Source organism: Thermobifida fusca YX (assembly GCF_000012405.1).
GTDB classification, from domain to species: Bacteria; Actinomycetota; Actinomycetes; order Streptosporangiales; family Streptosporangiaceae; genus Thermobifida; species Thermobifida fusca.
In genome coordinates this window covers 1,595,615-1,619,105 of sequence record NC_007333.1, presented here as the reverse complement: position 1 = coordinate 1,619,105, position 23,491 = coordinate 1,595,615, and the positions used below count along the sequence as shown (strand labels likewise).

At 66.5% G+C, this 23,491-nt stretch carries 20 protein-coding genes; 3 read left to right on the top strand and 17 right to left on the bottom strand.

Features of this window, described 5'->3' with window-relative positions:
• Nucleotides 1-95: 95 nt before the first annotated feature.
• From TFU_RS06925 to TFU_RS06890, 8 genes are all read right to left on the bottom strand, one after another.
• Nucleotides 96-566 carry a bifunctional nuclease family protein gene (locus TFU_RS06925; protein WP_011291830.1) on the bottom strand — a complete coding sequence of 157 codons (471 nt, stop codon included), beginning with the start codon at nucleotides 564-566 and terminating at the stop codon, nucleotides 96-98.
• A 238-nt stretch (nucleotides 567-804) separates the two neighbouring features.
• Nucleotides 805-1,341: an FHA domain-containing protein gene (locus TFU_RS06920; RefSeq protein WP_011291829.1), complete on the bottom strand. Its 537-nt coding sequence runs from the start codon at nucleotides 1,339-1,341 to the stop codon at nucleotides 805-807.
• 307 nt (nucleotides 1,342-1,648) lie between these two features.
• Nucleotides 1,649-4,147 carry a mannose-1-phosphate guanyltransferase gene (locus TFU_RS06915; RefSeq protein WP_011291828.1) on the bottom strand — a complete coding sequence of 833 codons (2,499 nt, stop codon included), beginning with the start codon at nucleotides 4,145-4,147 and terminating at the stop codon, nucleotides 1,649-1,651.
• A 151-nt stretch (nucleotides 4,148-4,298) separates the two neighbouring features.
• Nucleotides 4,299-4,967 (bottom strand): CDP-alcohol phosphatidyltransferase family protein, encoded by a 669-nt coding sequence (locus TFU_RS06910; protein ID WP_011291827.1) that lies wholly within the window; start codon nucleotides 4,965-4,967, stop codon nucleotides 4,299-4,301.
• A 95-nt stretch (nucleotides 4,968-5,062) separates the two neighbouring features.
• The gene (locus tag TFU_RS06905; RefSeq protein ID WP_011291826.1) at nucleotides 5,063-5,710 is read right to left on the bottom strand and encodes a gamma-glutamyl-gamma-aminobutyrate hydrolase family protein; all 648 of its coding nucleotides are present in this window, start codon (nucleotides 5,708-5,710) and stop codon (nucleotides 5,063-5,065) included.
• A 182-nt stretch (nucleotides 5,711-5,892) separates the two neighbouring features.
• Complete coding sequence (locus TFU_RS06900; protein ID WP_011291825.1) at nucleotides 5,893-6,798, bottom strand: ArsA family ATPase; 906 nt, start codon at nucleotides 6,796-6,798, stop codon at nucleotides 5,893-5,895.
• Complete coding sequence (locus tag TFU_RS06895) at nucleotides 6,789-7,067, bottom strand: cory-CC-star protein (protein WP_011291824.1); 279 nt, start codon at nucleotides 7,065-7,067, stop codon at nucleotides 6,789-6,791. The genes TFU_RS06900 and TFU_RS06895 overlap by 10 nt, the downstream gene beginning before the upstream one ends.
• A complete protein-coding gene (locus tag TFU_RS06890; RefSeq protein WP_011291823.1) occupies nucleotides 7,064-8,863 on the bottom strand; it encodes a carbon starvation CstA family protein in 1,800 nt (599 codons plus the stop codon). The genes TFU_RS06895 and TFU_RS06890 overlap by 4 nt, the downstream gene beginning before the upstream one ends.
• A 127-nt stretch (nucleotides 8,864-8,990) precedes the next feature.
• Here TFU_RS06890 and TFU_RS06885 point away from each other — a divergent pair, with 127 nt between their 5' ends.
• Nucleotides 8,991-9,800: a hypothetical protein gene (locus TFU_RS06885; protein ID WP_011291822.1), complete on the top strand. Its 810-nt coding sequence runs from the start codon at nucleotides 8,991-8,993 to the stop codon at nucleotides 9,798-9,800.
• A gap of 10 nt (nucleotides 9,801-9,810) precedes the next feature.
• On the opposite strand, the gene thyX is transcribed toward TFU_RS06885, so the two are convergent.
• The 7 genes from thyX to TFU_RS06850 all read right to left on the bottom strand — a co-directional run bounded on the left by thyX (nucleotide 9,811) and on the right by TFU_RS06850 (nucleotide 17,326).
• Nucleotides 9,811-10,608 (bottom strand): FAD-dependent thymidylate synthase, encoded by a 798-nt coding sequence (gene thyX / locus TFU_RS06880; RefSeq protein WP_038043668.1) that lies wholly within the window; start codon nucleotides 10,606-10,608, stop codon nucleotides 9,811-9,813.
• Nucleotides 10,609-10,809: 201 nt separating this feature from the next.
• Nucleotides 10,810-12,990 (bottom strand): anthranilate synthase component I, encoded by a 2,181-nt coding sequence (locus TFU_RS06875; RefSeq protein ID WP_011291820.1) that lies wholly within the window; start codon nucleotides 12,988-12,990, stop codon nucleotides 10,810-10,812.
• Nucleotides 12,991-13,314: 324 nt separating this feature from the next.
• The gene (locus TFU_RS06870) at nucleotides 13,315-14,298 is read right to left on the bottom strand and encodes an aldo/keto reductase (protein ID WP_011291819.1); all 984 of its coding nucleotides are present in this window, start codon (nucleotides 14,296-14,298) and stop codon (nucleotides 13,315-13,317) included.
• Entirely contained in the window at nucleotides 14,298-14,696 is a 399-nt protein-coding gene (locus tag TFU_RS06865; protein ID WP_011291818.1) for a MerR family transcriptional regulator, read from the bottom strand. Before TFU_RS06865 ends, TFU_RS06870 begins: the two co-directional genes overlap by 1 nt.
• Nucleotides 14,697-14,748: 52 nt before the next feature.
• Nucleotides 14,749-15,387 carry a TetR family transcriptional regulator gene (locus tag TFU_RS06860; RefSeq protein WP_011291817.1) on the bottom strand — a complete coding sequence of 213 codons (639 nt, stop codon included), beginning with the start codon at nucleotides 15,385-15,387 and terminating at the stop codon, nucleotides 14,749-14,751.
• Nucleotides 15,388-15,391: 4 nt separating this feature from the next.
• The gene (locus TFU_RS06855; RefSeq protein WP_011291816.1) at nucleotides 15,392-16,519 is read right to left on the bottom strand and encodes an acyltransferase; all 1,128 of its coding nucleotides are present in this window, start codon (nucleotides 16,517-16,519) and stop codon (nucleotides 15,392-15,394) included.
• Nucleotides 16,520-16,609: 90 nt separating this feature from the next.
• A complete protein-coding gene (locus TFU_RS06850; RefSeq protein ID WP_011291815.1) occupies nucleotides 16,610-17,326 on the bottom strand; it encodes a hypothetical protein in 717 nt (238 codons plus the stop codon).
• Nucleotides 17,327-17,911: 585 nt separating this feature from the next.
• On the opposite strand from TFU_RS06850, the gene TFU_RS06845 reads away from it, so the two are divergent.
• Nucleotides 17,912-18,487 carry a hypothetical protein gene (locus tag TFU_RS06845; protein ID WP_011291814.1) on the top strand — a complete coding sequence of 192 codons (576 nt, stop codon included), beginning with the start codon at nucleotides 17,912-17,914 and terminating at the stop codon, nucleotides 18,485-18,487.
• A 636-nt stretch (nucleotides 18,488-19,123) separates the two neighbouring features.
• On the opposite strand, the gene TFU_RS06840 is transcribed toward TFU_RS06845, so the two are convergent.
• Nucleotides 19,124-20,353: an acyl-CoA dehydrogenase family protein gene (locus TFU_RS06840; RefSeq protein ID WP_011291813.1), complete on the bottom strand. Its 1,230-nt coding sequence runs from the start codon at nucleotides 20,351-20,353 to the stop codon at nucleotides 19,124-19,126.
• Nucleotides 20,354-20,487: 134 nt separating this feature from the next.
• Nucleotides 20,488-21,924 (bottom strand): helix-turn-helix transcriptional regulator, encoded by a 1,437-nt coding sequence (locus tag TFU_RS06835; protein ID WP_016188622.1) that lies wholly within the window; start codon nucleotides 21,922-21,924, stop codon nucleotides 20,488-20,490.
• 216 nt (nucleotides 21,925-22,140) lie between these two features.
• Here TFU_RS06835 and aceA point away from each other — a divergent pair, with 216 nt between their 5' ends.
• Nucleotides 22,141-23,430, top strand: a complete 1,290-nt coding sequence (gene aceA, locus TFU_RS06830; RefSeq protein WP_011291811.1) for an isocitrate lyase — start codon at nucleotides 22,141-22,143, stop codon at nucleotides 23,428-23,430.
• Nucleotides 23,431-23,491: the final 61 nt, after the last annotated feature.

The following is a 23,491-nucleotide window of genomic DNA, read 5'->3' as shown; positions in this document are numbered from 1 at the left end:
GAGCGTGGGCAGCGTCAACGACAGCCGTCGGCGCGTCGTGCACAACATTGGTTTGCTGCCGGTGAACGCGCCCGTCGACCACCGTTCACCCTCGTTCAGGTCATGCGTCCGAAGTCCTCGGGAGTGATGTTGTCGAGGAACTCTCGGAAACGCTCCACTTCGTCTTCCTGCTCGTCCGGGATTGCTACGCCGGCCTCGTCCAGGATGTCGTCGCGCGCGTAGATCGGCGCTCCCGTGCGCAACGCCAGCGCGATCGAGTCCGACGGGCGCGCGCTGACCTGAACCCCGTTCGAGAAGACCAGTTCGGCGTAGAAGACACCGTCTTCCAGCGCGGTGATGTTCACCGTGGCCAGGCTGGTGTTCAACGCCTCGATCACGTCGCGAAGAAGGTCATGGGTGAGCGGACGCGCAGGCTTGACACCCTGTTGGGCCAGTGCGATGGCCGTAGCCTCGACCGTGCCAATCCAAATGGGAAGGTAGCGCTTCCCGTCAGTCTCCTTGAGCAGGACAATCGGTTGGTTTGCCGGCATCTCGACTCGGACGCCGACGACCTCCATATGCTTCACTGCGGCTCCGTCCCACGACTTGTCGCGTTCGGAGGGGCACACGCCGAAGTGCGCTCTGCTCCATTCCCCACGGTACACCGCCGGGGGATGTCCGCGTCAGGGGCGGGCGGCGTATCCGAAGCGGGTCCTCCTCTAAAGCTCTCCGCTCCGAGGCGTGACAAACCTCTATTTTTGCGGACGGGACCTCTTGAGTAGGGCACCCCGCCCGCCGCACAGTCGTGTCAGCGTCGACTACCGGTCAGCCACGGCGCGGGCTGGTGAGGATCACCAGTCGGAACTTGCCAATCTGGATCTCGTCTCCGCCCCCGAGCTCCGCTTCGTCGATGCGTTCCCGGTTGACGTAGGTGCCGTTGAGGCTACCCACATCGCGGACACCGAAAGAGCCGCCTCGCCGGTAGAACTCTACGTGCCGCCGGGAGACCGTCACGTCGTCCAAGAAGATATCGCTGTTAGGGTGCCGTCCCGCCGTGGTGAGGTCCTTGTCCAACAGGAAACGGCTCCCCGCGTTCGGACCGCGTTTCACGACGAGCAAGGCAGTCCCAGGGGGCAGGGCTTCCACCGCGGCCGCATCAGGGCCGACGGGGTCGACGCCGTCGGCTTCAGCCTCCAGCGCCTGGATGCCGCTGAGAGAAATCGTGGACGTCGTCTCGCCGACGCGGTCGCGGCCACGCGACTGCGAGTGATCCCATCGCGACCGGTTGACGGGGGAACCGCAGTTGGAGCAGAAGCGGGCATCATCCGCAACGGCGTGACCGCACTGCGTGCAGTTCGACATAGGTCGGCTCGGCCTCCTACCGCACGGGGCGGTCCTTGAATCGGCTGGGTGACTTACAGGTGACGGAGGACGGAGATGGTGGTTCATGGACCTTGGTTTTCAGTTCAGGTCCTTTCCATATCTCTTCCCCATAATCACCTCTTTTTTCACCATCTCTTACACCAAGAGCAGTCAGCTCTAAACCTTAGCCGCACGGCAGTGGAACCGTGCAGTGATGGAGTCTTCCGTGAAACCAGACCGATTTCAAACTCCGCATACGCCGGGCGCGCGGTCGAGGGTGTCCCCGGCCGCGCGCCCGGTCACGGGATCAACCCTCGGCTCGCTCGACCACGGCCGACCACTCCTCCAGCAGACGCTGGGCGGTCTCATCATCGGGGCCTTCGGCCCACAGGTGGGTGACCGCCTCGGCAGTGTCGGGAAGCACCAGCGCCCAGGAGCCGTCGGGTTCAATGACCCGCACCCCGTCAGTGGTGTCGATCTCACGGCCTTGTGCGGCCTCCACCACTTCACGCATGACGCTGCCCTTGACCGCCCAGGGAGTCGGTACGGAACGGCGCAGCAGGTGCGCCTGCGGAATCCTCTGGTCGATCTGGCTGAGCGACATCTTAGTGCGCGCCACCAGTCCGATCAGTCGCACGAATGCGGCGATTCCATCGCAGGTCCGCGAGAACTCGGGCAGGATGAACCCGCCGCGGCCGTCGGCAGCGAAGATGATGTCGTCAGCGAGCGCAGCCTTGGTCAACGCGTCGAGCGACGTGGGGGTCCACTGCACGTCGACGCCGTGACGGTTAGCGACCTGTTCCGCCACCCGGGTCGTGGTGACCGGAAGCGCCACCCGGCCGCCTTGACGTTCCGCGGCTACCAGGTCGAGCACGACAAGCAGGGCCCGCTCGTCGTCCACCAGTGTCCCGCTGCCGTCCACGAGCTGGATCCGCTCGCCCACCGGGTCGAAGCGGACCCCGAAGTCGGCGCGCGCCGACGCCACCAGCTCCCCGAGACGCTGCAAGTCGCGGGTGCGCTTGGCCGGCGTGTCTGTGGGGGACGCCTCATCGAGCCGGTTGTTGACGGTGAGAACATCGGCGTCGATCTGGCTGAGCAGGGCCGGCAGGATCAACGACCCGGTACCGCCCGCACAGTCCACCACGACTTTGAGGTTGGCCTCCGCCACCCCGCTCAAGTCGATGCTCTGCAACAGCTCCCGGGTGTAGGCCTCCACACTGCGGGAGGGGAAGGACAGTTCCGCGATCTCACCGGGGAAGGCCCGCCGGTACTCCTGCCGGGAGAAGACCCGCTCCAGTTTGCGCTGGGCGGCCGGGGACAAGTCGGCGCCACTGGAGTCGAGGAAGACGATGTCCACCGACTGCGGGTCGCCCGGGGTTGTGCGCAGCGCGATACCGCCGCTCAACCCCGGCTGGGAGGTGTGGAAGCGCGCCAACGGCAGCGGGGTCGCCTCCAAGTCCTGGACGTTGATGGCGGCCGCGGTGAGCGCGCTGATCACCGCCCGTTTGAGGGTGCGCGCGGCCCGGGAAGCGTCCCGTGCCGTGGTCACCACCGCGCCTTTCTTCAACGTGGTGGCGTACGCGCTGGCCAAACGGACCGCCAACTCCGGGGTGATCTCCACATTGATCAGCCCGGACACGCCGCGGGGCCCGAACAGCGACCGCTGCCCCTTGGACTCCCAGATGACGTTGGTGTTGACGACCGCGCCGGCTTCGATCGTCTTGAACGGGTAGACCTTGATGTTGTTGGCGAGGTAGGCCTCGGATTCGAGGACGCACTCCTCACCGACAACCGTGCCTTCCTCGATCCGCACCCCGGCCATGATGTCGGTGTTCTTCCCGACGACACAGCCGCGCAGGTTGGCGCGGGTGCCCACGTACACGTTGTCGTGCACCACGGCCCGGTGCAGGAACGCTTCGGAGCGCACGACCACGTTGCTGCCGAGCACCGTGAACTCGCGCAGCTCCGCACCCGGCTCGACTTTGGCGTAGTCCCCGATGTAGAGGGGGCCTTTGAGGACCGCTTCAGGGTCGACTTCGGCGCCTTCCGCCACCCAGATGCCGGGGGACACTTCAAAGCCGTCGATTTCGACGTCGACTTTGCCGGAGAGCACGTCGGCCTGGGCGCGCAGGTAGCTTTCGTGGGTGCCCACGTCCTCCCAGTAGCCGTCGGCGATGTAGCCGTAGAGCGGGGCGCCGGCTTTGAGGAGTTTAGGGAAGACGTCGCCGGACCAGTCGACGTTCTCGCCGGGTGCGACATGGTCCAGGACCTCGGGCTCCATGATGTAGATGCCGGTGTTGACGGTGTCGGAGAACACCTGGCCCCAGGTGGGTTTCTCCAAGAACCGCTGGATGCGCCCGTTGTCGTCGACGATGATAATGCCGAACTCGAGGGGGTTGGCGACCCGTTTGAGACCGATGGTCACCAGGGCACCGTTCTCCCGGTGGAACCGGACCATGTCGGTCAGGTCGATGTCGGTGAGCGCGTCACCGGAGATGACGATGAACGGCTCGCCCCGCAGGTGCTCTTCGGCGTTCTTGACACTGCCCGCGGTCCCGAGCGGCACTTCTTCGGCGACGTAGCGCAGGCTCATGCCGAGTTCTTCACCGTCGCCGAAGTAGTTGCGGATCAGGGTGGCGAGGAACTGCACGGTGACGACCGTGTCCTCAAACCCGTGTCGCTTCAGCAGCCGGAGCACGTGCTCCATGATCGGCCGGTTGACCACGGGAAGTAGTGGTTTGGGCTGGTTAGCGGTCATCGGGCGGAGTCGGGTGCCCTCCCCGCCAGCCATCACGACGGCCTTCATCGCGGCCACCTCCAAGCCCCGGAAATCGTTCGGCGAACCGCCATAGCACGGGGTCTCATGGTGGGGATGCTGCTCCCTTCATTGTCACGACGTGGTGGCCCGGAGTGACCAGCTACGGACCGCTCAGGCGATGCTGCCTGAGTCTGGGGTGTCACCGCCGTTGCGGTGCCGGCCGGTCCGTCCGCTGTCCACGCCCAGGGTTCGTGTCCTCTTCGCGTTCCAGGGCACGACTCTGTCTGATCAACTGTGAGCCCTGGACCGAGTACAGCAGTCCGGCCCACCAGTAGAGGGCTGTTCCCCATATTGCGAAAGCCCAACCAACGATTTGCGCCACATATCCCACGGCTCCGGAATACCCGCCGAGGAACAGCAGGGGGAACGCGTAGAGCAGGCACAGCGTCGCGGCTTTTCCAGCGAAGTTCACGGGAAGCGGCCCGTACCCGTAGTAGCGCAGCACCGGTAGCGCGCCGATGATGAGGACGTCACGAAGGACAAGGATCGCCATCAGCCACCAGGGGATGATGTCTCTGACGACCAGTCCCAGCAGTGCGGCGAAGATGTAGAGCCGGTCGGCCATCGGGTCGAGCAGTGTGCCGAGCCGGCTGGTCTGGTTCCATGCCCGGGCGATCTTGCCGTCCAGCCAGTCCGACAGCCCGGCGGCAGCGAGTACACCCAGTGCCCAAAGGTCGGCCTGCGGGCCGAGGACCAGCCAGAGGAACAACGGGACACCGAGCAGCCGCAGGACGCTGATCATGTTCGGGATCGTCCAGATCCGGTCTACGGTGTCGTCGCGTTCCCCCTGGTTCGTCGCGGTCGCCATCTCACCTCCCCGTTTGAGGTGAGCCTACCCGGCATCGCGGACTTCTCTTCGTGCCATATCCCCGCGTGGCTGCGGGGATATCCGCGAGGACGGGGTCACCCCGCCGCGTAGTCGACGAGCGCGCAGAACAGGCGACGGTCCGTCCCCTCTTCGGGACGCCACCGCACCCCCACCCCGAAGGGGTGGCCGACCGCTTCCACCGCTTCCACGGTCTGGGTGGCGCCCCACGCCACCGGCATCAGGCCCGACCCGATGCGGTTGATGCCCGGGCTGGCCGCGCAGCGCACCCGGGCACGGTCACCCAGCACCTTGCCCAGCATGCTGCTGACGTTGATGATCACCTCGGCGTCGGCGAGGCCCGGACCGGTGTCGGCGGCGGGCAGTAGCGTGCCGCCCACGGCGACGTTGAGAACCTGCAGTCCGCGTTCGACCGCGAGAAACGGCCGTCCCGCGTCGAGCACGGCACGGATGAGTTCGATTTCGAAACGGTCGCGCCGCGGATCAGCGTTCTCCGCTTCCGTGTCGGCCCCCACAGGTGCCCCCGTGGTGAAGACGAAGCCGTCGATCCGGTGCAGCAGGTCGGGGATGCGCCGAGGGTGGACGGGAGCGAGCACGACGGGCAGGCCGCCCGCTCGGTCCACTTCGCGGAGGAACGGGGTGGCGACAACAGACGCCTCACGCACCCAGTGTCCCCAGCGTGCCGGTCCGAGATAGCTGGTGATACCGATGAGCGGCCGGGGCATGCGTCCTCCTGGATGGCAGGGGCAGTTGGGAGCAGCGCGAAATCCCGCGAGTGTGCGGGAATTCACACTCTCCTTGACGTTAACAACATTTCGCCGTGCTGTCGCTCACTCCCGCCGTAGCGTCGGACACATGCCGCCTCGCCGTGCCGCCCGCCACAGGGCCGCCCTGGCGAGGCGGCACGTCACGGGCCGGGTTCTGCCCCGGTGAGGCGCGGTAGGGCGCGCAGTGCCGCCACCCCGATGGGCTCCGTGTCAAGCAACGGCACCTCCACCCAGCCGACCGGGGCGAACAAGGCGCGGAGCTCCGCCAGGACCGCGGTATCCACGCGGGAAGGAACCTGGTTGACCACCCCCACGCCCAGGGGGATCCCGTCGTCGCGCAGTGCCGCTGCTGCGCGGCGCGTCTCCGCGACCACTGCCCGACGGGGCACAGTGACCAGGCACACGGCCGCGTCAGTGCGCAGTCGGGCCGCGGCCGCCGCCAAGCGGCGCTGCCGGGCCCGCAGCTTCTCCACCACGGGATCCCGTCCCGGCTCCGGGTCGAACACGCTGGCAGCGAACCCGTCCACTGCTCTCGCACGTTCCCGCTGCTGGATCAGGCCGTGCACCCAGGGGGCGAGCAGGGTGGGCAAGGCCAGCATCCGCAGCAGGTGTCCGGTGGGCGCACTGTCCACGACCAGCCGGTCCCACGTTTCCGGCACCTGGTCGACATAGTCGATCAGCCGGTCGTGGAGCGCGGACTCGACCATGCCGGGTGCAGCGGCAGCGTGCCGCAGGTGCCGCCGCACCGCGGGCATCACCTCGTCCGGCACGACGGTGCGCGCCTCGTCCGCTACCTGGATGATCCTGCGGCGCACGGTCGCCTCCGCATCGGGTTCCACCGCCCACAGGCAGCCGGTCACCCGACGCGGCCGGTCCCCTAACCGCACGTCCAGGATGTCGCCGAGCGAATGCGCGGGGTCCGTGGAGACGAGCAGGGTCCGCTGCCCGCTGTCCGCTAAGGCGAGGGCGTGGGCGGCGGCCAGCGTGGTCTTGCCGACGCCGCCCTTACCCCCGAACAGCGTGATCGCTGCCCCGGTCAACAGCACACCCCCGCATCACCCCACCGGTCGCGCCCCATGCGGCGATGCCAGTCGTGCACGTCCGCAACCAGGTACGGGATGAGGTCCAGGGTTTCGTAGGCCACGGGCACGTCCACGCCGAGCGAGTGCAACAGCAGCATGGCGCGGAACGTGTCGGCCTGGCGGCGGTCCTCCCGCTGCAGCGCATGCCGCCAGCGTGCAGCGAACCACTCTTCGTGGAACGCTTCCAGCCGCCGCCAGGCGCGCACGGCACGCCCCGCAAACCCGGTGCTCACTGCTCCCCTGCTCCCGCAGGCTCCGCCGGATCCGTCGGGCTGTCCCCCGCGGGCGGGGCCGCATCCGTACCGGTCTTCGGGTCCGCTGCCGGGACTGCTGGAGTGCCGGCGGCAGCCGTGCGGGCCCGCCACGCGGTCCGCAGCGCCAGCGACGCTTCAACGATCAGCCACAGTGCAAGCACGAAGATGACCGCGTCCAAGGGGGCGAGCAGGAACACCTGCATGGGGTCGTCAGCGGTCACAAACCGGACCAGGTTGAGGACCAGCGCCCACGAGGTCATGACGAGCAGGAACACCAGGGGGATGAGCACCGCGAGCGGGTTGCGGCTGCTCTTGGTGACCCATACTGCGATCACCGCCAACGCCAGTCCGGCGGTGAGCTGGTTGGTGGTGCCGAACAGCTGCCAAAGGGTGCCGAACGCGAAGTCGCCCGGGGTGAGCGCCAACGCCAACGGCACCGCCACCGCCACCAGGGTCGCCAAGGTGAGGTTGCGTGCCAGCGGCCGGATCCGGGCGGTCTCCGCGATCTCCTGCACGATGTAGCGTTGCAGCCGCACCCCCGTGTCCATGGTGGTGGACGCGAAACTGATGATCACCACGGCGGCGAACACCACACCCACGGTTTCGGGAATGCCCAGGTGGGACGCGAAGTTCGCCACCCCGTTGACGAAGTTGTCGGTGGCGCTGCCCGACGCGGTCGCATAGTCCGTGTAGAGCGCATCCCAGTCGGCGCGGGTCGCCGCCACGCCCGCCGTGCAGGCCAGGATGGCGCACAGCGCGAGCGTGCCCTCCCCGACAGCACCCAGGTAGCCGACGAAACGGGCGTCGGTTTCCCGGTCGATCTGCTTCGCTGTCGTCCCCGAGGAGACCAGGCTGTGGAACCCGGAGATCGCCCCGCAGGCGATGGTAATGAACAGCAGGGGGAACCAGGGCGGGGATCCGTCGGGCACGTCGTTGATGAGAGGCGCCACGATCCAGTCGAAGCCTACGGCCACGCCCAGCAGGATCACCGCCAACGCCACCAGCATCTGCTGCTGGTTGATGTAGTCGCGCGGCTGCAGCAGCAGCCACACTGGCAGCCGGGACGCCGCGAAAGCGTAGCCGAAGACCAGGATGATCCACAGGGTTTTCGGGGTGAGGCCGACCGCGGCAGCCAGCGGGTCGATAGTGATCGGGAACAGCAGGCCCAGCGGGATGGACGCGTACACCAGCAGCAGCACGACCAGGGACGGCAGCAGTGCCGCGCTGCGCGTGCGGTAGACGTACTGGCCCACACCGATCGCCAAGGGAATCGTGACCAAGGTGGGCAGCACCACGCTAGGGGTGGAAACGAACAGGTTGGCGATGACCACGGAGAAGACCGCGTTCACCAGGGTCAGCAGGAAGAAGATGATGATCAGAAAGAGGGTGCCGGCGCGTCTGCTCACCACCTCACCGGCGAGCGTGCCGATGCTTTTCGCGCGGTGGCGGACCGAGACCGCGAGCGCCCCGAAGTCGTGCACGCCCGCAGCGAAGATCGTGCCGAGCACCACCCACAGCAGGGCCGGGCCCCAGCCCCAGAACACGGCGACCGCGGGGCCGACGATGGGGGCGGCTCCGGCCACGGAGATGAAATGGTGGCTGAAAACGACGTAACGGTTGGTGGGGACGAAGTCGACCCCGTCGGAGTAGCGGTGGGCGGGGGTCACATAGTTGGGGTCCAGCCCGTAGACGCGGCGGGCCAGATACGACGAGTAGTAGCGGTATCCCAGAGCGAAGAGGGCGAGAACAGCGACCAGTACGACAACGGCAGGCATGTCGCTCCTTCGGTCGCGGCGGCGTCCGCGAGACTGAGGGGCTGCCCCACACGTTCCGTGACGCCGCCTGTCGACTGAGTGGACTCACTGAACGTAACATGAGATCCACGTCACAAAAAGGAGCGAAGTGTCTTCTTTTGCCACAGTCTGGGAGAACTCGACGACCGCGGAACTGTCATGGCTCAGCCCGTCAGGCCCCGTCGGCGTCCCCGCCGTCCCCCTCATGTGGGAAGGACACCCCTGCGTCGCACTGCCCTTCTCCCACCTCGCCCTACTCGACACGCTCACCGACGGGCAGGCCGTGTGCAGTGTCACGGACGCCCGTGCCCTCCCACCCGGTTCTCCTGCCGTCGCCGCCACCGGCCGGGTCACCGTCACCCACGACCTGTCCGGTGACGTCTTCGTCGACGCGCTGCTCGCCCAGGAGATCCGCAAACACCCGCCGACCCGGCAGCGCGCCGGCGGCCTGCTGGCCCGCCGAGAAAACTGGTGGTGGCTGCCGCGCATCATCGTCACCCTCCGCGACACCGTCGAAGAGTGGACTCTGCCGCCACGCACCAGCGCCGACCACGCCCTCCTCCTCACCGCCCGCCCGCACGGGCCCGCGGTGAACGTGGTCACCGCCCCTGCCTGGCCGCACACCCCCGGCGCCCGCATCCCGCTGCGCAGCCTCGACGGCACCCCGCTCACCACGGCTGACGGGGACGGCTGCGTGTTCGCCCACCAGCACAGCCCCGACTTCGACCAGTGGGAGCACTGGTACCGTCGCGGCCCCCTCCACGCAGCCACGCTCACCGTCGCTGAGGCGTCCGGTGCCCCCGCCCCGCGGCTGCGGCCGCTGGGACTGTGGGCGCGCCTCCACGCCCACCGGTCCCTCGTCCGCGCCTGCCAGCAGGGCATCACCGCTGCGGAAACCCGCGCCGGACTGTCCTCCTAGGCCCGCGGGATCAGACCTTGCGCCACTTCGGCACCCAGGCGCCGTCCGTGACCGTGTAGTCCCCGAACAAGGCGGGCGCTTCCTGCACCATGATCTCGCCGATCTTGTGGAAGATCAGCCGGATCTCCTCTTCCGCGCCGGGAGCCGTCCGCGTTTCCAGCGTGTGGCGGAGGGTACGCACGTTCGCCGTCCACACCAGTCCGGTCGCCACCCCCTCCGGTGCGAACCGCCGCATGAAAGAGGTACGGTGCTTCTTCACCGCGAACGGCACGCCCTCCTCGTCCAACCCGAAGTGGTCGGCCATCCACCGCTGGAACTCTTCCATGCGTTCCAGCAGGTCAGTGGCGCGCTTCATCAGCTCGGGGTCTTCCTGCGCCCACTCGGGGAACCAGAACGGCAGGTCCGTCAACCGGACAAACCGGAGCGACTCTTGCGAGATCGCCACGCCAGGCCGGTGCCGGACCAGCTCGTGAGTGGCCACCCGGGACACGTTGTGCAACACGAAGCTGAAACTCACGTGCTCCAACACGGACCCGTGCATGCTCGCCAGAATGTTCGTCAAATACGCGGTCTGGTCGGTGCGCACCCGGGTCACGTTGGGGTTGAGCCCCGGCTCCCACGAGCGGTAGCACAACCGACCAGCGAACTCCGCAAGGTTTTGCGGATCGTTGAGAACCTCGTCGAGCTCCCCCCGATCCAGCCGCTCCAGCCAACTGCTCCCGCCCACGTCGGCGAGGTAGCGCGCGATTTCGTCGTAGTCCAACTGCGGCCGCGCGATCAGGTGGACCTCGGGCTCGACGTGCTTCACCACCGGTTGCATCCCCCAGCTCGTGTCGTGTCTGCGGCCCCGGCACACTCCGAACCCGTCCCGGGGCCGCAGAAGAACGTAGCAGCCAGCAGGGATCTCCGCCCACTCAGGCCGCTGAATGGCCGAAACCGGACGGTCCGCTACGCAACGACGCGCCCCCGCAACGCAGCGGACCGGGCACAACCGGGCGTACCCCCGAGGTCAGCTGCTCTCCCTGGCCAAGCGCAGCACGTTCGCCACGATCTGCTCCCCCACCCGGCCGGTGAGGATCGACTCGGGGTGGAACTGGACCGCCCACCGCCGCGCCTCAGCATTCTCGATCGCCATGACCACGGGGAAACCGTCGTCCTCCGTCACCGCCGTCACCTCGAACCCTTTCACCCGGTCCGGGGTCGCGTACACGGAGTGGTAGCGGGCCGCGGTGAACTCCCCGTCCTCTCCCAGCCCAGCCAGCAGCGCGCCCCCGGTGACCCGAACCCGGCCGGGTTTACCGTGCACCGGCGTGTCCAAAGTGAGCAGCTCCCCGCCCGCGTACTCCACCATCGCCTGCAGCCCCAGGCACACCCCGAACACAGGCAGGCCGCGCGCGTCCAACTCCTTCAACAGCGCGCTCATCGCGAAATCGGCGGGCAGCCCCGGCCCCGGGGAGAGCACCACCAGGTCGGGACGCATCTGGTCGAGCAGGGCCGGGTCGAACCCGTAGCGCACCGTGGTGACCTCGGCGCCGTGCCGCCGGACGTAGTCCGCGAGCGTGTTGACGAACGAGTCTTCGTGGTCGACGAGCAGCACCCGCATCCCCGCCCCCACCTGCTCCACCGCAGGCGCAGCCTTGGAGGTTTCCTCACCCTCGTCGGTGAGGGTCTCCAACAGGGCACGGGCTTTGAGGAAAGTCTCCCGCTCTTCAGCTTCCGGATCAGAGTCGTACAGCAGTGTGGCGCCCGCCCGCACCGTCGCCACCCCGTCCCGGATGTGCGCGGTCCGCAACGTCAACCCGGTGTTCATCGAACCATCAAAATTGATGACACCGACCGCGCCCCCATACCAGCGGCGCGGCGAACTCTCATGCTGTTCGATGAACCGCATCGCCCACGTCTTCGGCGCCCCCGTCACGGTCACCGCCCACATGTGGGTGAGGAACGCGTCAATAGCGTCCAACTCGGGGCGCAGAATCCCCTCAATGTGGTCGACCGTGTGGATGAGCCGACTGTACATTTCGATCTGCCGGCGGCCGATCACCCGCACACTGCCTGGCACGCACACCCGGGACTTGTCGTTGCGGTCCACGTCGGTGCACATGGTCAGCTCCGACTCTTCCTTCGCGGACGACAGCAGCTCCTTGATGTTCTCCGCGTCGCCGACCGCGTCCGCGCCACGCTTGATCGTGCCGGAGATCGGGCAGGTCTCCACCCGCTGCCCCTCTCCGGGACGGCCCGTGACCCGCACAAACATTTCCGGGGACGCGCCGACCAGGTACTCGCCCTCCCCCAGGTTGAGGAAGAACTCGTACGGGGCAGGGTTGCGTTCCCGCAGCCGCTCGTAGAACCGCGCAGGCGACGCACACGGCGCGTACAAGCGGTGGCTGGGCACCACTTCGAACAAGTCGCCGCGGCGGAACCGCTCCTTGGCCTCAGCCACGATCCGCGCATACGACCCGGGTTCCGGCTGCGGCGGCACCTCGGCAGCCGGGGTCACCGGGGGTGTGGGCTCGGTGTGGCGTGGCAGGCCCCGCGTGGTCGCCCCTGCCGGGCCGCGCAACTCCTCCGGCAGCGTGAAGTCGTAGGAGTAGCGCTGGCAGATCTCCCGTTTCCGGTCGTGGACGATGATCTCGTCGGGCAGGTGCAACACCAGGTCCCGGTCCTCCGGGTCGCGCGGCAGCACCTGCTCGATCGGTTCGAACTGGAACGCCAGATCGTAGCCGAACGCCCCGTACAACCCCAGGTGGGGTTCTTCCGCGTGGAAGAACACGCCCACGAGGGCGCGGAGCGCAGAAAAAACACTGAGCCGGCGGCTGCGCTCTTCCTCAGTGAAGAACTCGGTGGGATCCGGTTCAGGGACCGTGACAGCGACCGTGTCGTCGGTGTGCTCCACCACCGCGCCGTGCGCGGTGAGCGCCCGGGCTACCGCGGGCAGCAGGACACGGCCGCGGTCGTTGAGGGCCGTCGCCCCGATCGTGCGGCCGCGCGCGACAACTTCCAGGCACGGGTCCACGTATCCCAAATGCCAACGGCTGTAGCGGCCGGGATACTCCATCCCGGAGGAGAGCACGCCGCCTCGGCGCTGTTCCACGTTGACCGTCAGATCGGCGAGCGCACGGGGATCGCACGGCACTGCCGTGCGGTGCACGGTGATACCACCACTGGTGGTGTAGGAGTTGTCGTCCACGGGCTGGTCCTTTTCGGGCTGGTCTGGTTGCTGTCAGCGCCCGAACCGCGGACAACAGAAACGACCGCCGGTCCGGGCGGTCGCCAGGTCTCAGGAATGCGAACCAGAAGCGCCGCCTACCAGCGGCGCCACCACTGCTGGAAAGTCAGTGCCGGTCGCATGCGCAGAAGTGTAGCGTGTAACACACGGTTCATGGGAGCCCACGGAGCGGTGTGATTTTCCCTTTTTCGTCTGCACCGTGCACCCGTCCCCGGGCCCAGTCGACACACCCGCCCGGCCCCGGGGACGACGTCTCCCGCACCGCAGTACAGAACTCCCCGCAGCTCACCCCGCGTGGTCGAGCCGGGACCGCTGCTCAGCGGTCAACTCCACGTCAACCGCGTCCAAAGCTTCATCAAGCTGCGCCACGCTGCTGACCCCCACCAGCGGGATGATCGCCGGGTCCCCGCCCATCAACCAGGCCAGAACCACCTGGTTGGGGGTCGCATCGCACTCCGCCGCCACCTCCCGCAGCACCTTCAGCCGCGCCGCAGTGCCCGGATGCTCATACGGGTAGGACAGCGTCCGGTCAGCACGCACATACGCCCCATACAGCAGCGGCGTGTAGGTGACCAGGGCGAGCGGCCGACCGTCCCGGTTCTCTTGGGCGACGTAGTCCAAGTGGTCGACGGTGGCATGCATGTGCCCGGCTTCCGGAAGCGGAATATCGAAGCGGGGCTGCAGGTAGCTGTACCGCAACTGGGCAACCTCGTAGCGGGGCCAGCCCTGGTCATCGCTGAGCCTCCGGGCCCGCTCCAGCCGCCACGCCCGGTGGTTGCTCGCCCCCACCAGCCCCACCTGGCCTTCCTCGACAAGCTCGGCCAGCACGCCCAAGGTTTCCTCCAAGGGCACTGAACGGTCTTCCCTGTGCGGGTAGACCAGGTCCAGCCGGTCCATGCCGAGCCGCTGCTGGCTCCCCGCTACCGCGGCACGCACCGCTTTCGCGGACAAGCCTTCCGCGTCAGCCAACCCTCCGCCCGGCGTGCGCGGGCGGGCGCCGAACTTGGTGGCGATGAGCACTTCGTCGGTGATCCCGCGCGCGGCCCGCCACCGGCCCAGCAGGGTTTCGCTTTCGTCCCCCGTGAACCCCTCCACCCAGAACTGGTAGTTGTTCGCCGTGTCGATGAAGGTGCCGCCCCGCTCCACGAAACGGTCCAAGATCGCGAACGACTCCGCGTCACCGACCTGGCTGCCGAACTTCATCGCTCCCAGGCAGATCACACTGACCTGCCGTGCCCGCTCCCCACTGCCGATGGTGGTGTAACGCATCAACGCCCCTCTTCTTCCGTGTCCGAACGGTTCTCCGCAAGCACACCCCGGTAGTAGTCGATCTTGTGCCGGATCGCTTCCTGACGGCGGCGCAGCTCAGCGATACGCGCAGTCAACTGCGCATCGTGTTCCACGAGCACCTCGATACGCTGGGGGATCGTGTGGTCGCCCGCGCGGACAAGCTCCGCGAACTCACGCAACCGGGCGATCGGCATGTCGGTGTCCCGCAGGCAACGCACCAGGTCGAGCATTTCGACATCACTTGCCCGATACCGGCGATGCCCGGCAGGGGAGCGCTCCACTTGGGCGAGCAGACCTTCACGCTCGTAATACCGCAGAGTGTCCAGGCTCAGCCCATGCCGACGGGCCACCTCTCCGGGGGTGTAGTAGTCGGTCATGGGTCACAGCCTGAAGGGTGGAGTGCACTCCAGGTCAAGTCCCGGCCGAGATTCATGAGGCGGGCGCAGCACATTCGCTGGTCACCGCGCCCACCACCGCGTCCGTGAGGCTTTCGATCACGTCCTCGTAGGGGATCTCCGGGTGGTCGAGCCACCACTCCCCTGTCGCCTGCACCATGCCGATCACCGCGTGCGCCACGATCACGGCGCGCACCGGATCACTGATGTACTGTTCAGCGACCAGGGTGTCCGCGAACTCCTTGCCGAACCGGCGCACCATGAGACTCACATCGCCGCGGGTACGCGGATCCTCCGCGGTAGCCCGGTGCATGAGGAAACGGTAGAGGTTGAGGTTCTCGCTGATCATCTGCAGGTAGGTGCCGACGGTGGCACGCACCCGCGGACGCAGTTCGGCGGGCTCCCGCAGTTTTTCCCGCACCCGCTCCATGAGCGGGTCGACGTGCCGCTCCGCGAGGGCACGGTAGAGGCCGCTCTTATCGCCGAAGTGGCGGTACAGGATGGGTTTGCTGATTCCCGCCTCAGCCGCGATCGCGGCCATGGGGGCATCAGGACCTTCACGTTGGATGACAGCGTCAGCAGCATCCAGGATCGCGCGACGCCGACGGGGGTCGCGGCCGCGGGAGGCGCGTCCACCCCGCGCAGTCACCGGGGGCAGTGGATCAGGGTTCACAGCCTCACACGGTAGCGCGCAGCCCGGGAATCCTGCGGAGCACGGCGGTGAGGACAAAACTGACCACCAGCACGGCAGCGGCCTGGGCGAGCACGGTCGCCACCATGCCCACCGGGTGCTCGGGAATCCCGGTGAGGGACCGCAGCTCCCGCAGCAGCACCAGGTGGATGAGGAACACCCCGAAGCTCAGATCGGCGAGAGTGCGCAGCCGACGGCGGGCCGCCGTCGTGTCCCGGTCGGGGGCGGTGAACCGCCGCCACCGTCCAGCAAGCGGTTTGAACAGCAGGAACAACGCCACCGACATGGCCAGGACAGTCGGGGAAAGATAGTCGTAGGCGTAGGCGGCCTGCGTGTTCCACTCCCCGTAGGCCACCGCGGTCGCCCCGACAATGCCTGTGGTGGCAGCAACAGCCGCGACGAACACCATTCCGGCCACCCACATGCCCCGCTTGCCCAGTTCGCAGTCGCGCAGCAGGTAACCGAGCAGGTAGTAGCCGAGGAAAGGCAGGAAGCGGGTGACGGCGTTGGCTTCACCGATCCCCGCAAAGTCGGAGATCGCCTGGTCCGCCACTCCGACCGCGGTCAGGAACACTGCTGCCCACCACAGCATGCGCCGCGGGGCATGGGCGGTGAGCACCCGCAGGAAAGGCGTGAGCGCATACAGCCCGGCCAGCACGAACAGGAAGTACAAGTGCACGGAGGGCTTGCCCGCCAAGACCCGGTTCAGCGCGTCCGACCAGTCGCTCGCCTGTTTCACGAACAGGTCGATAGACAGGTAGACGACACTCCACACGACCAGGGGGATCCCGATCCGGTTGAACCGCCGCTGGTAGAAGGAGCGCAAGCCTTCCCGGCGCGGCGCGAGCAGCAGTGCCCCGCTGATCATGATGAACACGGGAACACACCAGCGCATCAACGAGTCCACCACGTTCGCGGTCCACCAGGTGGCCGTGCCGATGTCGCTGTAGTAGCGGCGGGTGACCACCACGGCGACGGCGTGCAACACGACCACAGCGGTGATGGCCGCGATCCGGGCCACATCAAGCCAGACGGTTTCTACAGGTGTCGCTTTAGTGACGGAACGTGGCGATACGACGGGAGGCTGAGGGGAACGAGAAGTCTGAACGGTCATGGCACACCCGGTGATCGACAACAACAAACGTTCCGAGATCGTACCGTTATCAGATTCTCATCAAAGTCCCAGGGAAACGGAATTGTCGTTTCACTGCTGTGGAATACGAATCCACACCGCTTCGGCACGCGCCAGCTCGGTTCCTTGCGCGTCGTAGAGGGCACTGGCAGTGAATACTTTGCGTCCTTCGACGCCGAGCAGGCGTCCGAGGACAACGTGGCGCTCCCCGGGACGGGGGTCCGCGAAAACGGCGGCGGTCATCTGTCCCAACAGCATGGGACGCCCGGTAATGTCAACCGACCAGCCTCCCGGACAGTCGAGCGCAGCCCACACCAGTGGCAGCCCTGCGGGATCGGCGGGCGGCGTCCACGCACAGGCCACCGTGTCCGCTTCCGGGTCACCGCCGAGCGGCCCAGCGAACAGGCGCAGCCCGTCACCGGTGCTCCGCTCCGGCCCGCACACAAAACAGGTGGGAAACGGGTGGTTGCGGTATCCCCGGTAGCCTGCGCTCGCCTGCTCCGCGACAGCGGGCGGCACTGGGTCGAGGTGCTGTTGCGGCACGTCGGCGGGGATGGCTTCAGCCACGAGCTGTTCACTGCGGAGGAGGTGAACTCCCCCATCAGGGCTGCGGCGCACCGTCATGGGGGTTTGCAGCGGCGGCGGCTGCCGCAGGCGAACACGGACGGCGGGAGCGTCCACGTACTGGGCGAGACGACCGGAGATGTAGCCGCCGTTAGCTGAGGTGGGCGGCCCGTTGAATCGGGCGTCGATTGTGAAATCAGTGGTGACGTTCGCGGCTTCGGCCATGCTGTGTGCGGCGCGCTCTCAATAGGAAGCGGCGCCCCTGCCTCCCTTCTCACCGACAGAAGCTGCTCATCGGACACAGCCACACTCTCACACCAGGCGAAAGAAGCCGGAGCCGCCTGTGAGAAGGGAACCTGTATCAGGGTGATGCCAGCTCTCGCTGCCGGAGGCTGGCATCACACCCCCGCATGCGCGGGAAGCACGTCGGTTTTCGGTGAGGACGAGGCCGTTGACGAATCACACTCCCGCCTGCGCGGGGAGCACAGGGAACTGCTGCACCGGTCTCCCTACCGAGGGACCATCCCCGCATACGCGGGAAGCACGACCCCAGGCGGGTTCTGGAACGCCCCACTGAAGGACCATCCCCGCATGCGCGGGGAGCACGGAGGCCGTTGGTTTGCGGGGAGTAGTGCGGGGGGACCATCCCCGCATGCGCGGGGAGCACACTACATGACCTGCGAGTTTACCAGCGCGGCATGCTGATTTCATTCACTTCCCAAAAATCAAACAAAAGAACAAAAGCACAAAAAATTCCTCTACAGCCACAGACAACCTAGAACTAACGAGATCCTTATCAGCTACTTGAGCATGGTCATAGTTGACCAAATCACCACCAATACCCCATACGGCGGCTACCGTACTGCCGTGGACCTCACCATCGTCGAAGCTTGGAACCTTTGGTGGTCGGGCAACCAGCTCACAGACCACACCTTGTACGGCGTCTCCATCCTGTGGCTCTCCCGTGCTGGAAAACTGCTCACGTTCCTCGCGGGAGTCACCATTGTGCTCGACGCGATAGGCCCCGAGCGGCTTCGTGCCTACGCCGACCGGGTGAAGCACACAGGTCGCCACCGCTCCCAGATGTGGAGAGAATTCCCCGTAACAACGCGCCTCTTGTACGTGGGGATCATCGCATCCTCGGTATTAAGCTTGACGTCCGCTCTCCTCATCGTGCTCTACGACGGGGAACCTGTGTGGCTGTTCTTCGCTTGGTGGGGTATTGCGGGAATGGTGTTGTTTCTGTTCGACTTTCTTTCGATCACTGGACGGGCTGCCCAGGCCGCCGCCTGGGTTTTGGAGCATGACCGGTTGGACCGCACTGTCCGCGCCATCGCTGTCCCGCTCTTCCTCACCGGGTTCGTCCTCGACTTCCTCGCCGCCTAATTCCGAGGGGAAGCGACACGGTCGATGCCCTGGCACGCCAGCTCTGCTAAGGGCCTGGTGGCCTCAGCCCTGCATACCTCACCACACCTGTGCTCATGCAGCGGTTGCTTCACTACCCAAGGCTGCGGACACATTTTCTGCCTCGGTCTCCTCGTCCGGGACAGTGCCTGCCGCATGTCTATCCGAATTGTTTCCTCTCGAGGACAACCATCTCAGTGAGTACGATTCCCTCCCCGGCATTCAACGAGGAACGCAGTCGTAGATATCTTTCTCGCAGCCCTCAGCAAACTTGCTCCTAAAAATCGGCTAGTCAAGAGCCTCTCTTCGAAGGGCTCTTTTCCTGTGCTGCGCAAAGATCTTGTTCAGATCAATCACCGTCGACGACCTGCACCAGAAGTCGGATAGCCGCGCCAGTCTCTATTCTTCGTGAGTTGGAAAGCACACTCACCTCATGCAGCAAAAAGCCGCCTGTGGCGGTGTTCCCTGAGAAAATCCGCCACAGGCGGCACAGCACCGGCGACATCATGGGTCAGGAAGCCGACGGGACGAGGAGAAGTATTCGGCTTCCTTGTCCGCTGCCGTCCACTTCTCTGCTCGCGTCCCGCCGATTCCCCTGGCTCTGCTGCTTTGCCTCGGCTAGCGCAGCGGCAGTCCGGTGATGGCGCGACCAATGATGAGACGCTGGATCTCCGAGGCGCCTTCGAAGATGGTGAAGATCGTGGCGTCGCGGTGCCAGCGTTCCACCGGGTAGTCCCGGGTATAGCCGTTGCCGCCGAGCAGTCGGATGGCGTTCTGGGTGACCCAGGTAGCGGTTTCGCTGGCGTACAGCTTGCTCATGGAGCCTTCGGCGTTGGCGAATTCTTTTCCGTACCGGGCCATCCAGGAGGCGCGCCACACCAGCAGGCGGGCGGCGTCGATGCGGGTCGCCATGTCGGCGAGGGTGAAGGCGACGGCTTGGTTGTCGCCGATGGGACGGCCGAACTGTTCGCGCTGGCGGACGTAGTCGCGGGCGTATTCGTAGGCGGCGCGTGCGCAGCCCACGGCCATGGCTCCCACGGCGGGGCGGGAGGCTTCGAAGGTTTTCATGGCGGCTTGGCCCTTGGAGCGGCGGCCTTCGCGGGCACGGGCAAGACGCTGGTCCAGTTTCTCTTTGCCACCGAGCAGGCAGCGGCCGGGGATGCGCACGTCGTCGAGGATGACCTCGGCGGTGTGGGAGGCGCGGATGCCGTGTTTGCTGAACTTCTGGCCTTGGGAGAGGCCTTTAGTGCCGGGCGGGATGACGAAGCTGGCTTGGCCGCGGGTGCCGAGTTCCGGGTCGACGGAGGCGACGACGACGTGGACGTCGGCGATGCCGCCGTTGGTGATCCAGGTCTTCGTGCCGTTGAGGACCCATTCGTCTTTGGCTTCGTCGTAGACGGCGCGGGTGCGGATGGCGCCGACGTCGCTTCCCGCGTCGGGTTCGGAGACGCAGAAGGCGCCGAGTTTGATGTCGTCGGGGGTGCCGAACATTTGGGGGGTCCATTCCAGGATTTGCTCCTGGGTGCCGTTGGCGCTGACGGCGACGGCGGCGAGGGTGGTGCCGGTGAGGGCGAGCGCGATGCCGGGGTCGCCCCAGTACAGCTCTTCGTAGACGACGGGGATGGCGATGCCGCTGGGGTCGAACATCTGGTTGGCGAAGAAGTCGAGGGAGTAGAGGCCGATCTTGGCGGCTTCTTGGAGGATCGGCCAGGGGGTTTCTTCGCGTTCGTCCCATTCGGCGGCGGCTGGGCGCATGACGTCGCGGGCGAATTCGTGGACCCAGTCGCGGATGTGGATGAGGTCTTCGCTGAGTTCGAGGCTGAAGGATGCGGGCGTCTCGTCGGTCATGACGGTGTCCTTCGTGTGGGGTGGTAGACGATAGGTGTTACCAACGGTAACATGTTAGCGGGGTCATGAAACAGGGGTGGTTCCGGCGGGTCCCGGAACCACCCCTGGCTGCTGTATCCGGCCGGGTTGTGGCCTTATGCGGTCTCGTATTTTTCGAGGAAGGTGTAGACGTCGGTCTCGTCGACGCCGGGGAATTGGCCGGTGGGCAGGGCGGCCAGGACGTGGGAGTGGGCGCGGGCCGACGGCCAGACGTTGCCTTCCCAACGGGAGGCGAGCTCCGAGGGGGGCCGCACGCAGCATTCCCCGACCGGGCACTCGGATTTGGTGCGGTTGGTGGTCTCCCGGCCGCGGAACCACCGCGATTCCTTGTAGGGCACGCCCAGGGTGATGGCGAAGTTGCGTTCCCGGCTGGGGTCGACATGGGCCACACACCAGTGGGTGCCGTTGGGTTTGTCGGTGTACTGGTAGTAGATCGAATAGCGGTCGGGGGAGGCGAAGACTTGGCGGCCCGCCCAGTAGCGGCACAGGCGCTGGCCTTCGATGGCCCCGGTGTCGTCGGTGGGGAAGATCAGCCCGTCGTTTTGGTAGGCCTTGTAGATGATGCCGGTCTCGTCGTTGCGGATGAAGTGGCAGACGAGGTCGAGGTGGCGGGTGGCCAGATTGGTGAACCGGTGGGCGGCCATCTCGTAGGAGACGGCGTAGACGTCGCGGAGGTCTTCGACGGACAGGTCGCGTTGCCGTTTGGCCTCGGTGAGGAACGGGACGGCCGTGAATTCGGGGATGAGGACCGCGGCGGCGAAGTAGTTCGCTTCCACGCGTTGGCGGAGGAAGTCGGCGAAGTCGCGGGGCGGGGTGTGGCCGAGGACGAAGTGGCCGAGGGTCTGCAGCAGGATGGTGCGCGGCGTGTGCATGCCCAGCGATTCCCGCTTGAGGTAGATGCGGCGGTTGCGGGTGTCGGTGACTGAGCGCACCGAGCGGGGCAGGTCGGGGACGTAGCGCAGGGTGAATCCGTGGTGGGCGACGATGGCGAGGATCATGCCCTGGGAGAGTGCCCCGCCTTGGTAGCCGACGGCTTCGAGGGTTTCCCGCGCGGCTTTTTCGATCTCGGGGAAGTAGTTGTCGCGCTCGCTCATGAGGCGGCGGAGTTCCGCGTTGGCGCGGCGGGCTTCCTCGTTCGTGGTGGTGGGTTTGGCGGCGCGCCGCTTGAGTTCCTCGTAGAGGGTGACGATGTGTTCGAGGACGTCGTTGGGGACGCGCTTGCCGACTTTGAGGTGGGGCAGGTTGAGGGACTGGTAGAGGGGGTCCCGCTGGGCTTCTTCGAGGGCGATCTCTAGTTGGGCGCGGCGGCTGGGGGGCTGGCGGGAGAGGAGCTCCTCCACAGAGACGTCGAGGGCTTTGGCGAGCGCGGTGAGCAGGGAGAGCTTGGGTTCCCGCTTGCCGTTTTCCAGCAGGGAGAGCTGGGACGGGGCGCGTCCTACGCGTTCTCCCAGTTCAGCGAGGGTCATGTTGCGGGCGCGGCGGAGGTGGCGCAGCCGCTGGCCAAAGGTGACGAGATCTAGGTCACTTGGCAAAGTCGGCATTTCTTCAGTCCCAAAGTACGGCATGCGTTCATGCTAGAGAAAAAATCGCAAATCTTCACCCGAATCCCGCTCGAAAAACCGTGGAAGTTTGCAAAGAATGGTGATCACCGGCGGGGAACGAACCGCACACCGCACGTTTGACCTGGTGCGGGGGCTCTCCAGCCGGTGGACTTACCAGGGGATCAGACTCGTTAAGGCGGGAAGACCATGAGCATCACCGGTCGTCAGCAGGAAGCCAGCGCGGCTCTCCAAAAGGAGTGGGAGACCAACCCGCGCTGGAAGGGCGTCAAGCGGACGTACTCCGCTGAGGATGTGATCCGGCTGCGCGGCTCGGTCACCGAGGAGCACACGCTGGCCCGTTTGGGAGCAGAACGCCTGTGGGAGCTGCTCCACACTGAGGACTACATCAACGCCCTCGGTGCGCTCACCGGTAACCAGGCTGTCCAGCAGGTCCGCGCCGGCCTGAAGGCCATCTACCTCTCCGGATGGCAGGTCGCAGCCGACGCCAACCTGTCCGGGCACACCTACCCCGACCAGAGCCTCTACCCGGCCAACTCGGTTCCGCAGGTGGTGCGGCGGATCAACAACGCGCTGCTGCGCGCAGACCAGATCTCCTGGTCGGAGGGTGACGAGGACGCCCCGTACTGGCTGGCGCCGATCGTCGCCGACGCGGAGGCCGGATTCGGCGGTGTCCTCAACGCCTACGAGCTGATGAAGGCCATGATCGCCGCGGGTGCGGCTGGCGTGCACTGGGAAGACCAGCTCGCCTCCGAGAAGAAGTGCGGCCACCTGGGCGGCAAGGTCCTCATCCCGACCGGCCAGCACATCAAGACCCTCAACGCGGCGCGGCTGGCTGCCGACGTGGCCGGGGTGCCTTCGCTGATCATTGCGCGGACCGACGCGCAGGCTGCCACCCTGATCACGAGCGACATCGACGAGCGCGACCGGCCTTTCATCACCGGCGAACGCACTCCGGAGGGCTTCTACCGGGTCCGCAACGGCCTGGAAGCGTGCATCGCCCGCGGCCTGGCGTACGCTCCCTACGCCGACCTGCTGTGGATGGAGACCTCCACGCCGGACCTGGAGGTGGCTCGCCAGTTCGCCGAAGCGATCAAGGACAAGTACCCCGACCAGTTGCTGGCCTACAACTGCTCGCCGTCGTTCAACTGGAAGCGTCACCTCGACGACGCGACCATCGCCAAGTTCCAGCGCGAGCTGGGCCACATGGGCTACAAGTTCCAGTTCATCACCCTGGCGGGCTTCCACTCGCTCAACTACTCGATGTTCAACCTGGCCAAGGGGTACGCGGCTCGGGGCATGAGCGCCTACGTGGAGCTGCAGGAGGCGGAGTTCGCTGCCGAGGCCGACGGCTACACCGCGACCCGGCACCAGCGCGAGGTCGGCACCGGCTACTTCGACCTGATCAGCACCACGATCTCGCCGGACGCTTCCACGACGGCTCTGACCGGATCCACCGAAGAGGAGCAGTTCAACTAACACCCCCTATCCCCCTCTGGGTGCATCGGGTGGCCTCCTCCCCCACCCGATGCATCCCCCT

Bases quoted from the DNA above. Each gene is read 5' to 3' on its own strand.
- TFU_RS06920 (WP_011291829.1), bottom strand. From the start codon at position 1,341: ATGTCGAACTGCACGCAGTGCGGTCACGCCGTTGCGGATGATGCCCGC.
- TFU_RS06915 (WP_011291828.1), bottom strand. From the start codon at position 4,147: ATGAAGGCCGTCGTGATGGCTGGCGGGGAGGGCACCCGACTCCGCCCG.
- TFU_RS06910 (WP_011291827.1), bottom strand. From the start codon at position 4,967: ATGGCGACCGCGACGAACCAGGGGGAACGCGACGACACCGTAGACCGG.
- TFU_RS06905 (WP_011291826.1), bottom strand. From the start codon at position 5,710: ATGCCCCGGCCGCTCATCGGTATCACCAGCTATCTCGGACCGGCACGC.
- TFU_RS06890 (WP_011291823.1), bottom strand. From the start codon at position 8,863: ATGCCTGCCGTTGTCGTACTGGTCGCTGTTCTCGCCCTCTTCGCTCTG.
- TFU_RS06870 (WP_011291819.1), bottom strand. From the start codon at position 14,298: ATGCGTTACACCACCATCGGCAGTGGGGAGCGGGCACGGCAGGTCAGT.
- TFU_RS06865 (WP_011291818.1), bottom strand. From the start codon at position 14,696: ATGACCGACTACTACACCCCCGGAGAGGTGGCCCGTCGGCATGGGCTG.
- TFU_RS06855 (WP_011291816.1), bottom strand. From the start codon at position 16,519: ATGACCGTTCAGACTTCTCGTTCCCCTCAGCCTCCCGTCGTATCGCCA.
- TFU_RS06850 (WP_011291815.1), bottom strand. From the start codon at position 17,326: ATGGCCGAAGCCGCGAACGTCACCACTGATTTCACAATCGACGCCCGA.
- TFU_RS06845 (WP_011291814.1), top strand. From the start codon at position 17,912: ATGGTCATAGTTGACCAAATCACCACCAATACCCCATACGGCGGCTAC.
- TFU_RS06840 (WP_011291813.1), bottom strand. From the start codon at position 20,353: ATGACCGACGAGACGCCCGCATCCTTCAGCCTCGAACTCAGCGAAGAC.
- aceA (WP_011291811.1), top strand. From the start codon at position 22,141: ATGAGCATCACCGGTCGTCAGCAGGAAGCCAGCGCGGCTCTCCAAAAG.